This is a genomic window from Neisseria zoodegmatis (genome assembly GCF_900187305.1).
Taxonomy (GTDB): domain Bacteria; phylum Pseudomonadota; class Gammaproteobacteria; order Burkholderiales; family Neisseriaceae; genus Neisseria; species Neisseria zoodegmatis.
On sequence record NZ_LT906434.1, the window covers coordinates 1,623,542 to 1,638,598 of the forward strand.

Annotated in this window: 10 protein-coding genes and 2 tRNA genes; 4 read left to right on the forward strand and 8 right to left on the reverse strand. The window is 49.7% G+C overall.

Annotation, left to right across the window (positions count from 1 at the left end; genetic code table 11):
• The first annotated feature begins 183 nt into the window (after positions 1–183).
• Entirely contained in the window at positions 184–855 is a 672-nt protein-coding gene (locus tag CKV66_RS07610; RefSeq protein WP_408633896.1) for a class I SAM-dependent methyltransferase, read from the forward strand.
• A 206-nt stretch (positions 856–1,061) separates the two neighbouring features.
• Positions 1,062–1,649, forward strand: coding sequence for a LemA family protein (locus CKV66_RS07615; protein ID WP_157739156.1), 588 nt, complete (start codon positions 1,062–1,064; stop codon positions 1,647–1,649).
• A 171-nt stretch (positions 1,650–1,820) separates the two neighbouring features.
• Here CKV66_RS07615 and CKV66_RS07620 read toward each other — a convergent pair whose 3' ends face one another.
• The 5 genes from CKV66_RS07620 to CKV66_RS07635 form a co-directional block, all read right to left on the reverse strand.
• Positions 1,821–5,498: a nitrate reductase subunit alpha gene (locus CKV66_RS07620; RefSeq protein ID WP_085362520.1), complete on the reverse strand. Its 3,678-nt coding sequence runs from the start codon at positions 5,496–5,498 to the stop codon at positions 1,821–1,823.
• A 248-nt stretch (positions 5,499–5,746) separates the two neighbouring features.
• Positions 5,747–5,932: a hypothetical protein gene (locus tag CKV66_RS12210; protein ID WP_157739157.1), complete on the reverse strand. Its 186-nt coding sequence runs from the start codon at positions 5,930–5,932 to the stop codon at positions 5,747–5,749.
• 219 nt (positions 5,933–6,151) lie between these two features.
• Positions 6,152–6,226: transfer RNA gene (locus CKV66_RS07625), tRNA-Glu, on the reverse strand.
• A gap of 18 nt (positions 6,227–6,244) precedes the next feature.
• Positions 6,245–6,321: transfer RNA gene (locus CKV66_RS07630), tRNA-Arg, on the reverse strand.
• Positions 6,322–6,539: 218 nt separating this feature from the next.
• A complete protein-coding gene (locus tag CKV66_RS07635; protein WP_085362519.1) occupies positions 6,540–7,733 on the reverse strand; it encodes a D-alanyl-D-alanine carboxypeptidase family protein in 1,194 nt (397 codons plus the stop codon).
• 375 nt (positions 7,734–8,108) lie between these two features.
• Here CKV66_RS07635 and ilvA point away from each other — a divergent pair, with 375 nt between their 5' ends.
• Together ilvA and azu are read left to right on the forward strand one after the other, a co-directional pair.
• Positions 8,109–9,632 (forward strand): threonine ammonia-lyase, biosynthetic, encoded by a 1,524-nt coding sequence (ilvA, locus tag CKV66_RS07640; RefSeq protein ID WP_085362518.1) that lies wholly within the window; start codon positions 8,109–8,111, stop codon positions 9,630–9,632.
• Between the two features lie 168 nt (positions 9,633–9,800).
• Positions 9,801–10,373 carry an azurin gene (gene azu / locus CKV66_RS07645; protein ID WP_085362517.1) on the forward strand — a complete coding sequence of 191 codons (573 nt, stop codon included), beginning with the start codon at positions 9,801–9,803 and terminating at the stop codon, positions 10,371–10,373.
• 76 nt (positions 10,374–10,449) lie between these two features.
• On the opposite strand, the gene CKV66_RS07650 is transcribed toward azu, so the two are convergent.
• From CKV66_RS07650 to speB, 3 genes are all read right to left on the reverse strand, one after another.
• Positions 10,450–11,667, reverse strand: a complete 1,218-nt coding sequence (locus CKV66_RS07650; RefSeq protein WP_085362516.1) for an aspartate kinase — start codon at positions 11,665–11,667, stop codon at positions 10,450–10,452.
• A 294-nt stretch (positions 11,668–11,961) separates the two neighbouring features.
• On the reverse strand, positions 11,962–13,758 hold the full coding sequence (locus CKV66_RS07655) for an assimilatory sulfite reductase (NADPH) flavoprotein subunit (protein ID WP_085362515.1): 1,797 nt from the start codon (positions 13,756–13,758) through the stop codon (positions 11,962–11,964).
• A 278-nt stretch (positions 13,759–14,036) separates the two neighbouring features.
• Complete coding sequence (gene speB / locus CKV66_RS07660; RefSeq protein WP_085362514.1) at positions 14,037–15,005, reverse strand: agmatinase; 969 nt, start codon at positions 15,003–15,005, stop codon at positions 14,037–14,039.
• Positions 15,006–15,057: the final 52 nt, after the last annotated feature.

Here is a 15,057-nt window from a genome sequence, read left to right on the forward strand (position 1 = left end):
ATTTATAATGGGGCAGATGTTAATGTTTTGAAAGGATTCAGTCAAGAAGATATTGCAAAATATTTGAGATAATTTATATATTTACCCAGTAAACCATACTGATTGGGAATATTTTTAAGAGTATATTTTATCCCTTTGTCTTTCTGTTTTTTACAAAAGGTACTTTGAATGGAATATGAAAAATTGTCGCGGTGGTTCACCGATACCGATATGGGGATTTATACATCGACACTGGAGCGGCATTTTTTTGAGCAGTCTTCCGCTGATTTTTTCGTAAATAAATCCGTGCAATTCGGTATGGAAGAATGGTTGAGGCCGTCTGAAAAATGTATTTGTATCGGCAAGGATATCTATATGGATACGGCCGTATGGGCTTGGGAACAAAGCACATTAGATTTGCTGCTAATGCCGCATACTTTGGAAACAAATACTTCAACAGAACAAATACTTTCTCAAGCTTTTCAAACTTTAAAGCCTGAAGGCAGAATCATTCTGACAGGGTTTAACCCTTATTCGCTTTGGCGTTTGCGCAATTGGTTTAACGGTAAATATCTGCCGGAAGCACGATATTGCCACCCTCTTCCGGATTTGAAAAAACAACTTGAAGCAATCGGTTTTCAAATAGAACTTGGCAAATTTATGGTGTACCTGCCACCTTTTAAAACCAACGACGCAATGAAGCTTTTCCAATTTATGGAAGCAGCGGGAAACCGTTGGTGGCCACATGCTGCCTCTGTATATGGCTTGGTGCTGAAAAAACGCGTGGCAGGTATGAGGCTTACCGAGGAATGGTCGGAAGCGGTTGAAAACAATATAGAAGTGGTTTTAGGTAGTGCAAAATGGAAAGTTGATTAAAAGTCTACACTCAGAATATTCAAACCAAAGCTAGAACAAACAGACCAACTTCAAAACTAATAATCGGCAATAAAATGTAAAGATAATGAAGCATTAATTTGTAAAATTTAAAAATTTCTTTACATTTTGAAAATTTATTTGTTACAATCACTCTGGAAACAACATTGGTGAAAACGTTTAATAACTAAAAAATGAAAGGTGTTAAGATGAACTCTACACTCACTTTCTTCTTCGTGATTTTCTGCGGCCTGTTGTTGATTGTTATCAATAAGAAATTGTTAATGGGGAAAAAACAATATATCCATGCTTTCAATAATATCTATGAGCAGCTGAAATGCCGCCACGATATCATTCCTAATTTAATAGATGCTTCAAAGGTTTATTTAGGTCGTGATCAAGCTGCTATTTCAGCGGTTGCTTGTGCCAGACAGCGCGCCGAAGCAGTTTTATCAGCAGCTTCTGCCAATCTTGATGAAAATTCCGTTTCTTCCCTCGGAGCGGTAGAAACCGAATTAAATGAGGCTTTATCTAATTTACAATCCGTAATTAAAACCTATCCCGAATTGAAAAAAGATAAATTAATTATCGATTTGATGGATATTTTAGAAAGTTCTGAAAACCGCGTGGCGTATGCCAAGCAAAATTACAATAATTCAGCCGTCTCATACAACGAAATGCGCAATGCTTTCCCTGCAAATATTTTCGCCGGATTTCTCGGCCATGGTAGAAAAGCTGCTTTGTTATCATTTGAAGACAGTGCTGCCGTACGGATGACATCAAGAATTCTACTGTAAATCTTTAATCCAACTTATTCAAAGGGAACCATGTATGGTTCCCTTTTTATCATCTAAATCTTTTCAAAATGATTAGATAACATAAACACATGAAATAAAGTCAAAAAATACCTGCCTGAAAACTCCCTTTCAGACAGGCATTTTTTTACATACCAAGCTTTTCAGACGGCCTTACCTTGCCGGTTCATCCATCCAATCCACTTTATTCATCTTACGCACAATAACCCATTCGTCACGGTTGGAACCTACCGTGCCGTAGTAGTTGAAACCGTAGGCAAGCTGGGCGTAGCCGCCGATCATGTGGGTGGGTTTCAGAATGGCGCGGGTAACGGAATTGTGGATGCCGCCGCGTTTTTGCGAAACCTCACCCGCTGGGGTGTGGACGATTTTTTCCTGTGCGTGGTACATCAGGATCATGGTTTCGGGGATGCGTTGGCTCACCACGGCGCGGCAGGCGATGGTGCCGTTGGCGTTGAACACTTCCACCCAGTCGTTATCGACAATGCCGGCTTTCTTGGCATCGATTTCGGAAATCCACACGTGCGGGCCGCCGCGGAACAGGGTGAGCATGCGCAGGTTTTCCGAATAGGTGCTGTGGATGCCCCATTTTTGGTGCGGCGTGAGGAAGTTAAGCGTAATTTCCTTGTTGCCGTTGGGGTATTTGCCGAGCAGTTTTTTGGTGGTTTTGAAATCGACGGCGGGCTTGTACACGCACAGATGTTCGCCGAAATCACGCATCCATTTGTGGTCTTGGTAGAACTGCTGGCGGCCGGTGATGGTGCGCCACGGAATCAATTCGTGCACGTTGGTATAGCCGGCGTTGTAGCACACCTCTTCGCTTTCCACGCCCGACCAAATCGGTGAGGTAACGATTTTGCGCGGCTGGGCGACGATGTCGCGGAAACGGATGGCGGTGTGCTCGCTCGATTTAATCAGGTGCGAGTGGTCGCGGCCGGTGGCTTTGCTCAACGCTTCCCATGCTTTAACGGCAACGTGGCCGTTGGTTTCGGGCGCGAGGGTCAGCACCATTTCGCAGGCATCAATGGCGGTTTCGATTTTCGGCTGGCCTTTGCCCACGCCGGTTGCTTGTACGCCGTTGAGTTTGCGCAGGAATTCGACTTCGTGCTTGGTATCCCAAGCCATGCCTTTGCCGTTGTTGTTGATTTTTTCCAGCAACGGGCCGACCGAAGTGAATTTTTCGTAAATCGCGCCGTAATCACGTTCGACGACGGTAATTGCGGGCATGGTTTTGCCGGGAATCGGATCGCATTCGCCGTGTTTCCAGTCTTTCGGGTCAAACGGCTGGCCGAGTTCCTGCGGGCTGTCATGCATCAGCGGAGTGAGCACGATGTCTTTGCGCACGCCGATGTAATCTTTGGCCAACTCGCTGAATTTTTTGGCGAAACCTTTGTAAATTTCCCAGTCGGTTTTACTTTGCCACAGCGGCTGCACGGCCTCGGTGAGCGGGTGGATAAACGGGTGCATATCCGAGGTGTTGAGGTCGTCTTTTTCGTACCATGTGGCGGTCGGCAATACGATATCGCCGTACAGGCAGGTGGTGGACATGCGGAAATCGAGTACGGTCAGCAGGTCGAGTTTGCCTTCTGCGGCGGGGCGCACGGTAATTTCAGACGGCTTGATGCACTCTTCGTCGTTTTCGTCGCTCAACACGGCGTTTTGCGTGCCCAGCAGGTATTTCAGGAAATACTCATGGCCTTTGCCCGAAGAACCGAGCAGGTTTGAACGCCACACAAATAGGTTGCGCGGGAAGTTTTGCGGGTTGTCGGGGTCGTTACACGCCAGATCCAGCGAACCGTCTTTCAGACGGCCTGCCACATATTGAGCCGTATCCACTCCTGCGGCATCGGCTTGGTCGGCAATATCCAAGGGGTTTGCACCCAATTGCGGCGCGCTCGGCAGCCAGCCCATGCGTTCGGCTTTGGCGTTGTAATCGATCATGGAGAGCTTGCTCATATCGCCGTCGGCATCCGGTGCAAGAATTTCATCTACATGCACTTTTTCATGCCGCCATTGGCTGGTATGGGCATAGAAGAACGAGGTGCTGTTCATTTGGCGCGGCGGGCGGTGCCAGTCGGTGGCAAACGTCAACGGAATCCAGCCGCTTTGCGGGCGCAGTTTTTCTTGGCCTACATAGTGGCACCAGCCGCCGCCGGATTTACCGATAGAGCCGCACATCATCAGCATATTGATGATGCCGCGATACGCCATGTCCATGTGGTACCAGTGGTTCAATCCGGCACCGACAATCACCATGCTGCGGCCTTCGGTGTCGTGGGCGTTTTGGGCGAACTCGCGGGCTACCTGAATCACCAGCTCCGGTTTCACGCCGGTGTGTTTTTCCTGCCATGCCGGCGTGTAAGGCTTGTCGTCGAAATAATCTTTGGCAACATTTTCGCAGCCCAAACCGTTGTCCACACCGTAGTTGGCCACCATTAGGTCGAACACGGTTGCTACCAACGCGGTTTCGCCGTTGGCCAGCGGAATGCGTTTGGCGGGCACTTTGCGGTAAATCATGTCGTCGCACTCGCCGCCGAAGTAGGTAAAGCCTACGTTTACCACTTCATCGGCGCGTTCTTTCAGCGATAAAGCGGCATGAACTTCTTTATCTTGTGCGCGGGTTTCCAAGTTCCATTTTTGACTGCCGTCCCAGCGGAAACCAATAGAGCCGTTGGGCAGGCAGAGGCCGTCTGAAAGCTCGTCCCATACCAAAGTTTTCCAATCGGCATTTTGTTCTTCGCCGAATGCGGCCAATTCGGACGCGCGCAAGAAATATTTAGGCGCATAGCCTTTGCCGTCGGCATCCAAGCGCACCAATACGGGCATATCGGTTAAGCGGCGCACATAATCGGTGAAATAAGGAGAAAGATTGTCGATGTGGAACTCTTTCAGAATCACATGACCCATCGCCATCGCCAAAGCTGCGTCGGTACCTTGTTTCGGCGCCAGCCAAATATCGCCGAACTTCGCCATTTCGCCGAAGTCGGAAGACACGGCCACTGTTTTGGTGCCTTTGTAGCGCACTTCGGTGTAGAAGTGGGCATCGGGCGTGCGCGTCATCGGCACGTTGGAACCCCACACCATCAGATAGTTGGCGTTATACCAGTCGGCAGATTCGGCAACGTCGGTTTGCTCGCCCCAAATTTGCGGGCTGGCAGGCGGCAAGTCGCAATACCAGTCGTAAAACGACAGCGGCACACCGCCGATTAAGCCCAAATAACGCGCACCGGCAGCGTAGCTTACCATCGACATAGCGGGAATCGGCGAGAAACCGAACACGCGGTCGGGGCCGTAGTTTTTAATGGTGTAAGCATTGGCCGCAGCCACCATTTCATTGGCTTCGTCCCAAGACGTACGCACGAAGCCGCCCAAGCCGCGTTGGGTTTTGTACGATTTGGCGCGGTTTTCGTCTTCTACAATCCATGCCCAAGCTTCAATCGGCGACATGGTTTTTCGCGCTTCACGCCACATTTCCGCCAACACCCCGCGCATCATCGGGTATTTCACACGTTGGGCGGAATACACATACCAGCTGTAAGAAGCACCGCGCGGACAGCCCCGCGGCTCGTGGTTGGGCAAATCGGGGCGGGTACGCGGATAGTCGGTCTGCTGGGTTTCCCAAGTAATCAGGCCGTTTTTCACATAAACTTTCCAACTGCACGAACCGGTACAGTTCACACCGTGGGTGGAGCGCACCACTTTATCGTGCTGCCAGCGGCTGCGGTAGGCATCTTCCCATTTGCGGTCTTCTTCGGTGAGCACACCGTGCCCGTCGGCAAAGGGTTCGTGTTTTTGGCTGAAAAATTTCAGGCGGTCTAAAAAGTGGCTCATGGCGGGTTCCTTATGCTTATGTCCGGCAGGAAATGCCTGTCTGAAAATAATTTTTTTACGCCTTAAAATATAATCCAGCCACCTGCAGGAAAATATGCGCCGAAAGGGTTTAATCCGAAAGAAAAAGGCGGAGAAAAAAAACGCTTTTTAAGTAGATGCCTAGTTCTTTGGAAGTAATCAAAGAACCGGCATAAAAAGAAATACATCGGCAACCGGCATAATTTTAAAACACGGCCTTTCGCCTTACATCAAAGCTGCGTTGATGAAACCGGAACAGAAATCCGATTCTCAAGTGTGTTTTCAGAGAGCTTGCTAAGCGGTTTTCTGGCTTTGAAAATCCGCTGCGCTACCGAAGCAAAAGCTACAGATGCAAAGCAAAGAGTAGAGCAAGATTGGGTGAGGTCTTTATTCACATACGCGGTGGATTTCTGCATTGTGCGCTGCTCACTTGCGTATCACGTGATATAACAAATCAACTTGTTTTGATACAAGGCGGCAAAGCGCGGCTACGCCAAAACAGAGATAAGTTTATTCGCGATATGTCCGCACTCGCTGTACTGCTTCAGCTTGAACGGCATCCACATCTGTTCTTTTGCAAAAGTCTCAATAAAAACAAACCTCTTAAGAAAATATTCTTAAGAGGTTTGAAAATTTGGCACGCCCACGGGGAATCGAACCCCGGTTACCGCCGTGAAAGGGCGATGTCCTAACCGCTAGACGATGGGCGCGGATTTGATTTTGATTCTTGGCGCACCCGGAGCGATTCGAACGCCCGACCCTCTGGTTCGTAGCCAGATACTCTATCCAACTGAGCTACGGGTGCGTATCTCACTACGCTTCGTTAGTGCTGTGAATCAAGAATTGAAATAATAATAGCATTGCTTTATGTTGTCTAGCCTTTATTGGCAAAAAATTTATAATAATATGAATTTATTTAAATTTATTTTTTTGAATATATTGTCATTTATCTTATATTCAATTTAAAGAGCCTAAAAGCTAAAAAAGCCGCTTTCAATAAGCGGCTTTTTTTAACCAATGAGTTTATTCGTCGGCAAATAAACTCTTAAACCAAAGAACGATGCTGTCGTAAGTACGGCCAAACCAACCCGCTTCTTCTACGGTATTTAAAGCTACCACGTTTTTTTCAGCCAAGACGGTATTGCCATTCATAACTTTCAGCTTGCCTAAAACCTGCCCTTTTTGAATAGGTGCCAATACGGGCTGTACCGTTTCCAAAATCGGTTTAATATTTTGCCCTTCACCATGAGGAATCGTCACATACGAAGCGTTTAAGAAACCTACATTTACGGCATTGGAACTGCCTTTATATACCTTCACCTGGGAAATGGTTTGATTAGCATCGTATAATTTGGGCGTATCGTAAGCCTGCAAAGCCCAGTTCAATAATTTGCTGCTTTCTGACGCACGAGCTTCTGTGCTTTCCGTGCCGACGACAACGGAAATCACACGGCGGCCGTTGCGTTTGCTGGAGGCCACCAAGTTGTAACCTGCGCTACTGGTATGGCCGGTTTTCAAACCGTCTACGTTGGGATCGCGATACAGCAGCAAATTGCGGTTCGGCTGTTCGATGTTATTGTATTTAAACGATTTCATCGCATAAATCGGATAATATTTAGGGAAATCGCGGATAATTGCACCTGCCAAAATCACCAAATCGTTAACGCTAGTGAGATGGCCTTCTCCCGGCAAACCGGTACTATTGGTGTAAACAGTATTTTTCATGCCCAAGCGTTTGGCTTCCGCATTCATCATGGTAGCGAAACCCTCTTCGCTACCGCCGATGGCTTCTGCCAAAGTAATGGCGGCATCGTTACCTGACTGAACAATCAAACCTTTAATCAAATCGCTAACGCTGGCCGGTTTTTTAGGATCCAAAAACATGCGTGATCCTTCGGCTTTCCAACCTTTTTCAGACACGGTCAGCATTTGGTCGGGTTTTAACGTGCCGTTGTCTAATGCTTTAAAAGCCAAATAAGCAGTCATCAGTTTGGTAAGAGAAGCCGGCTCGATTTGGGCATTCAGATTTTTTTCAGCGAGAATTTGGCCGCTTTGCGCATCTTTCACGATATAAGCTGTGGCGGAAATTTCAGGCAGGGGAACTGCCGCAGGTGTGGCTGTTTGCGCGGGAGCGTTAGCTTGCGGAGCAGGAACAGTGGCAAAGGCTGAGCTGCAAACAAAAGCGGCCGTCATCAGGCCGAGTAAGGTTTTCTTCATGTAGTTCAACTTCTTTAAATGTTTATGAGTGATACAAGCCGTCTGTATTTTCAGACGGCCTGTTAATAGTTGGGTAAACTATGCAGACGCGGTAAAGCGGTTTCACGCCTGATTTAGCCGGCTTGCGGTTTGAAGCAAGCCTTTGGTTATAGAGGCGCATTATACCTATTAATGTGTTCATTTGCTAAGATTTTTCTTGCTTTCAGACGGCCTGCGGAGTATGGTTTCAGGTTTATTCAGATATTATTTAACTTGGTGCTTACCAAGTTTGCACGGGCGGCAGAATATTAAAAATGCAGCTTTAGACTTGGGCGGTTTGTTTTTTACACACGGCTCAAATAAATAAGAATATATACTTTTGATTATCATAATATTATGAGCACTCTTTCTTATTCCGACTATCTTATCCGCATTCTCAACGCATCTGTTTATGATGTAGCCGTAGAAACACCTCTTGAACCAGCCCGCGGCCTTTCGCATCGTGCCGGTAATCATATTTTACTCAAGCGCGAAGATTTGCAGCCTGTGTTTTCTTTCAAAATCCGTGGCGCGTATAACAAAATGTCCAAACTTTCTAAAGATGCGTTGGCTCGCGGCATTATTGCAGCCAGCGCGGGAAATCATGCACAAGGGGTTGCTTTGTCGGCGCAGCGCTTGGGTTGCCGTGCCGTAATCGTGATGCCGGAAACAACTCCACAAATCAAAGTGGACGCAGTACGAAACCGCGGCGGCGAAGTGGTGCTTAAAGGCGTGTCGTACAATGATGCCTATGATTATGCGGTCGAACTTGCCGAAAAAGAAGGCTTAACCTACATCGCGCCGTTCGATGATCCGGATGTGATTGCCGGACAAGGAACCATCGGCATGGAAATCTTGCGCCAAACTTCCAGCAAAATCGATGCGATTTTTGTACCTATCGGCGGCGGCGGTTTGGCTGCGGGCATTGCCGCTTTTATCAAGCAAGTCCGCCCTGAAATCAAAATTATCGGCGTGCAAACCCACGATTCATGTTGTATGAAGGTTTCTATTGCCGAAGGCAAACGGGTCGAGCTGAAAGATGTAGGGTTGTTTTCAGACGGCACGGCTGTGAAGCTGGTTGGAGAAGAAACATTCCGTATCTGTCGCGATTTGTTAGACGATATCATTACTGTCGATACCGATGCTATTTGCGGTGCTATCAAAGATATTTTCGACGACACCCGCAGCATTATGGAGCCTGCCGGTGCGCTCGCACTGGCAGGCTTGAAGGCTTACGTTAACCGTAATCAAGCGGAAGGCGAAACCTTGATTGCTGTCACCAGCGGTGCGAACATCAACTTCCACCGTTTGCGCCATGTGTCGGAACGTAGTGAGTTGGGCGAAGGTAACGAAGGCATTTTTGCCGTGTCCATTCCCGAAAAGCCCGGCAGCTTCTTGAAGTTTGTCAACGTTATTGGCAGCCGCAATATCACGGAATTCAACTACCGCTACGGCGACGATCAAATCGCGCATATTTTCGTCGGTATTCAGACGGCCGGTTTGCAAGACTTGGCCAAAATCAGTGCCGAACTTACCGCCGCCGGCTTGCCGAACACCGATTTAACTAACAACGAAATTGCCAAAATCCACACGCGCTACATGGTTGGCGGTCGCACGCACAAAGTAGCCAACGAGCGCGTTGTCAGCTTCGAGTTTCCCGAACGCCCGGGCGCATTGGCTAAATTCTTAAGCAATATGCAAACCGACTGGAACATCACCCTCTTTCATTACCGCAATCACGGGGCGGATTACGGCAGAGTGCTGGTCGGCGTGGACGTGCCCGAACAAGATTGCGAAGCCTTTGCGGAATTTCTCGACGGGCTGGGCTATGTTTACGAAGACGAAACCCATAATGCAGCCTATAAGCTCTTTTTGGGCTGAATGTAACTAAGGCCGTCTGAACAGTAAACTTGACATAGCGCAATCAAGATTGAAATAAAATACCCGAAAATTTAATTTTTCAGCTTTTTTCATGAATAATATGGTCTAAATCAAATTATTCAAAACAGCTAACCCAAACAACTCAATACACATAAGGAGTATGTTCACATGAAACTTTATTTAGCTTTTATTTCCGCAGCCGTATTAGGTTTGACTGCTTGTTCGCAAGAGCCTGCACAACAAGCTCCGGCAGCCGAAGCCCCTGCCGCAGCCAGCGCAGCTGCATCTGAACCTGCTGCGGCCGAACCCGCTGCTGCCGCTTCCGAAGCGGCTCCTGCGGCTGCCGCCGATGCTGCGTGCAGCACCGTAGTGGAATCCGACGATGCGATGAAATACAACGTGTCTGAAATCAATATCAGCAAGGCATGTAAAGAGTTCACCATCACTTTGAAACACGTCGGCAAAATGCCTAAAGCCGCAATGGGTCACAATATTGTGATTACCAAAGCGGAAGATGTGGATGCTGTAACCAAAGACGGTGCTTCTGCAGGTGCTGAAGGCGACTACATTAAGGCGGGCGATGAGCGCATTGTTGCTTCTACCAAACTCATCGGCGGCGGCGAAGAAACCAGCATTACCGTAGATACCGGTAAATTTGCGGCCGGCAACCAATATGAATTCTTCTGCTCGTTCCCCGGCCACCTCGGTTTGATGCGCGGCAAAGTGAACTTGGCAGATTAATTTTCACCGGCTGAAATAAAAACACTCACAAGCTTTCATGGCTTGTGAGTGTTTTTTATAGCGGAATGAAACGGAATTAGCCCAAATCAAATGCCTTGTGCAGCACGCGGGTTGCCAATTCCATGTATTTTTCGTCGATTAGCACCGATACTTTGATTTCCGAAGTAGAAATCATTTGAATGTTGATGCCTTCTTCGGCCAAAGTGCGGAACATTTTAGACGCAACGCCAACATGCGAACGCATACCCAAACCAACGATAGACACTTTGCATACAGTATCATCGCCGTCGATTTCTGCGGCACCGATGCTCTCTTTCAAGCCGTTCAGCAACTCCAACACGGGCTTGTATTCGCCGCGCGGTACGGTGAATGAAAAGTCAGTTGTGCCTTCCGCGCCGACATTTTGGATAATCATGTCCACTTCGATGTTGGCATTGGCTACCGCGCCGAGAATTTGGTAAGCCACACCGGGTTTGTCCGGCACGCCGCGCACGTTGACACGGGCTTGGTTTTTGTCGAATGCAATACCGGATACGGCTGCTCTTTCCATGTTGTTGTCCTCTTCAAAGGTAATTAATGTACCGCTACCGCCCTCTTGCAGGCTGCTCAACACGCGCAGGCGGACTTTGTATTTGCCGGCGAATTCCACCGAACGGATTTGTAAAACTTTCGAGCCTAAGCTTGCCAGCTCCAGCATTTCTTCAAAAGTTACCGTATCCAGACGACGGGCCTCCGGCACGACGCGCGGGTCGGTGGTATAGACGCCGTCCACATCGGTATAAATCTGGCACTCATCGGCTTTTAAAGCGGCAGCCAATGCAACGGCCGAAGTATCCGAACCGCCGCGGCCCAATGTGGAAATGTCGCCGTTGGCATTCACGCCTTGGAAACCGGCCACAATCACCACTTTGCCTTCTTTCAAATCGGCACGCATGACTTTGTCGTCGATGTCTTCGATACGCGCTTTGGTGTGGGCGTTGTCGGTTCTCACCGGTACTTGCCAGCCGGTATAGCTCTTGGCATCTACGCCGATGTTTTTCAACGCCATCGCCAACAGGCCGATGGTAACTTGTTCGCCCGTGGATAATACAACGTCCAATTCGCGCGGGTCGGGGAAATCCTGCATTTCGTGCGCCAATGCAACCAAGCGGTTGGTTTCACCGCTCATGGCAGATACCACCACAACGACATCGTGGCCTTCTGCGCGGGTTTTGGCGACACGTTTGGCTACGTTTTTGATGCGTTCGGCGGAGCCTACTGAAGTGCCGCCGTATTTTTGTACGATTAACGCCATTTTTCGTGCTTTCTTGATTGATGTTATGGATGCAACGGAAGATTAGTTGCGCTTGGAAAAATTCGTAACATTATTACTATTTTTACCGTTAAACACAAGGTGCTGCCGCGCGTAAAAAGGTCTCATTATGCGCCTTATTTCGCGGCTGATAAAGTATAAAAACGCTTCCTTTGCCGCCTCGTCGGCATGGTGTCTTTTTTGCACACAGCATAATGACGCTTATACATCAACGAGGCCGTCTGAAAAACTTTTTTCAGACGGCCTCACGGCTTCAAATTCAAGCGATTCAAATCGTTAATAAACATCGCGTTGGTAACGCCTGTCTTCACGCAAACCGTTCAGATAGTCTTCGGCATCGTCGCGGCTGAGTTTGCCCTGTTCGGCGATGATGTCCAGCAAAATATTTTCCACATCGCGCGCCATGCGGGTCGCGTCACCGCACACATACACATGCGCGCCCTGCTGCAACCATGCCCATACTTCGGCGGCGTTTTCGGCCAGTTTGTGCTGCACATACACTTTTTCTTCGCCCTGCCTGCTCCACGCCAAATCCGCGCGGGTCAGCAGGCCGTTTTTGCGGTATTGCAGCCATTCGGCCTGATACAGAAAGTCGTTGGTAAACCGTTGGTTGCCGAACACCAGCCAGTTTTTACCCGTGTCGCCGTTGGCTTCGCGCTGCTGCATAAAGGCGCGGAAAGGTGCGATGCCGGTGCCTGCGCCGATCATGATCACCGGCGTGTCGCCGTTTTCGGGCAGGCGGAAATGCGGATTGGGTTCGACAAACACGCGCACGCTGCCGCCCTCTTCCAAAGTGCTGCCGACAAAACCCGAAGCCGCGCCGGTGTAGGTGTGGCCGTGGTGTTCGTAACGCACCATGCCTACGGTTAAATGCACTTCGTCGCCCACTTCGTCTTGCGCGGAAGCAATCGAATACAGCCGCGGCGTTTGCGGGCGGAACAGCCCGAACAGGGTTTGTGCCTCCAACGGATGGGGAAAATCGGCCAGCACGCCCACCGGCGGGGTAACGGCAAGGTAAGTATCCAATGCTTCGGCATTTTCTACAGTGCGCTGCAAGTCTTCGCTGCCCGATAAAGCGGCATATTGCTGCACAAAAGCAGGCGTATTTTGAGTAATGTCGGCATGCTCGGTTAAGGCAGTCTGAATATCGGTTTCGCTTCCGTCGGCAAGGCGCACGGTTTCGCTGCCGTTTAAGTTGTTCAAGGCTAGAATTTCCGCCACCAAGTCGGGGGCATTCATCGGCCAAATGCCTAAAGAATCGCCGGCTTGATAGCGGATGTCGGAGCCGCTCAAGTCGATTTCGATATGCTGTACATCTTTTTCGGCATTGCGGGCGGTAATTTTCTGGCGCACGGAAAGGGAGGCGGTAAACGGCTGCTCTTTCGTGTAAACCTGTGCGGCAGATGACGGTGTTTGAACAGGCTTGAGGCCGTCTGAAACCGACGTTGCGGCTTGGGCGCACAGTTCGGCCACTTTGGCGGAAACGGTTTCCACCCAAGCATTGGCGGCCGTCTGAAAATCCAAATCGCATTCGCCCAACGCGCTTAAACGGGTTGCGCCTAATTCGGCAAGTTTGGCATCGAAATCTTTACCGGCCTGACAAAACTTGGGATAAGAAGAATCGCCCAAACCGAGCACGGCAAAGCTGAGTTTGCTCAAATCGGGGGCTTTTTTGCCGAACAGCAGTTTATACAGCGGCACCGCTTCTTCCGGCGGCTCGCCCTCGCCCTGCGTGGACGTTATCAACAGCACAATGTCTTCTTCGGGCAGCGTTTTGCTCTTGAAATCGGCCGCCGCCACCAAGCGCGCGTTGATGCCCGCCGATTCCAGTTTCACCAGCAAATCGGCGGCTACACGGCGGGCGTTGCCGGTTTGCGAGGCCGAAAGCACGGTTACGCGGCGCGGTTCGGCAGCGAGGGGAACTGCTTCGGGCGCGGCAAAGGCCGTCTGAACAGCCGCTCCGTTCTGCTGGCTTTGCGCCCAACAATAGCCCGACAGCCATGCAAGCTGGGTGGAAGAAAGTGAAGAAAGCCGGTCGGCAATTTCAGACGGCAGCGGATTGGCTTGGCTCATGCGGATTCCTTTATTCTCTTTATTCAGCGTTTTATTTTTGCGGCAGACACGTTAGGCACGCGCTTCCCAAACATAGCCGCCACTTTAAACAGGCCGTCTGAAAAAAGGAAAGAATGGTTGGTTTTAACCACATGCACTTTTGTTATATCAAACCGCACGGCATGCGGTCGGCGCATTTCTGCTGCTCATAAAAAATCCTCCGAACCGGCAGCAGTTTTCCGGCAAGTTCGGAGGATTTTGATGAAATGCAGCTTATCTCAATGTCGAGAACGTTTGTTTTACAACTTGCCCGCTACTTTCTTATTGCGCATCAGGCACAGCATATCGGCGGCCACATGCGCGGCGGCAATGGCGGTAATCTCGGCGTTATCATAAGCGGGAGACACTTCCACCACGTCCATACCGACAATATTCAAATCGCCCAGCGCGCGGACAATGCCCAGAGCGGTATGCGAATTCAAACCGCCGGGAACGGGCGTGCCGGTGCCCGGAGCGAAAGCGGGATCGAGGCAGTCGATATCGAAGGTCAGGTAAACGGGGTTGTCGCCGATGATGTCGTAAATGCGTTTTACTGTCGCCTCAACACCATTTTCATTAATCCACGGCGCAAACAGCATGTTCATGCCCATGAAGTCGCTGTTCCAAGTGCGGATGCCGACTTGGGCGGAAGTTTTCGGCTCAATCAAACCTTCTTTGATGGCTTTGTAAAACATGGTGCCGTGGTTTAAAGATTCGGGCGCGTCATCCGGCCAAGTGTCGCAATGTGCATCGAAATGCAGCAGGCTCAAAGGTTTGCCGTATTTTTCGGCATGTGCCTGCAACAGCGGATAAGTGATGAAATGGTCGCCGCCGAAGGTGAGCATTTTGGCGTTGCTGTTGTTGATGATGTCGCGCGCGTGTTGAACGATGGTTTCACGAATTGTCCACGGCTGATGCGCATCAAACCAGCAGTCGCCGTAATCGATTACGGCCAAATCGTCAAACGGGTCGAAACCCCACGGAAACAGGTTCAATTCGGCCAACTGCACGCTGGCGGCACGGATAGCCGCCGGCCCTAAACGCGCACCCGGGCGGAAAGTGGTGGCCAAATCCAGCGGCACGCCCGAAACCACTACATCGGTCCCGCTCAAATCGCGCGTGTAGCGGCGGCGCATAAACGACAATGCGCCGGAATAAGTGTTTTCAATGGTTGAACCTTTGAGTGATTCGCGACGGAATGCACCGTCGCCGTAAATTTTACCGCTCATGTCTGTCTTTCATACTTTATTGCTTAAAGGCCGTCTGAATCAATAAACCAAA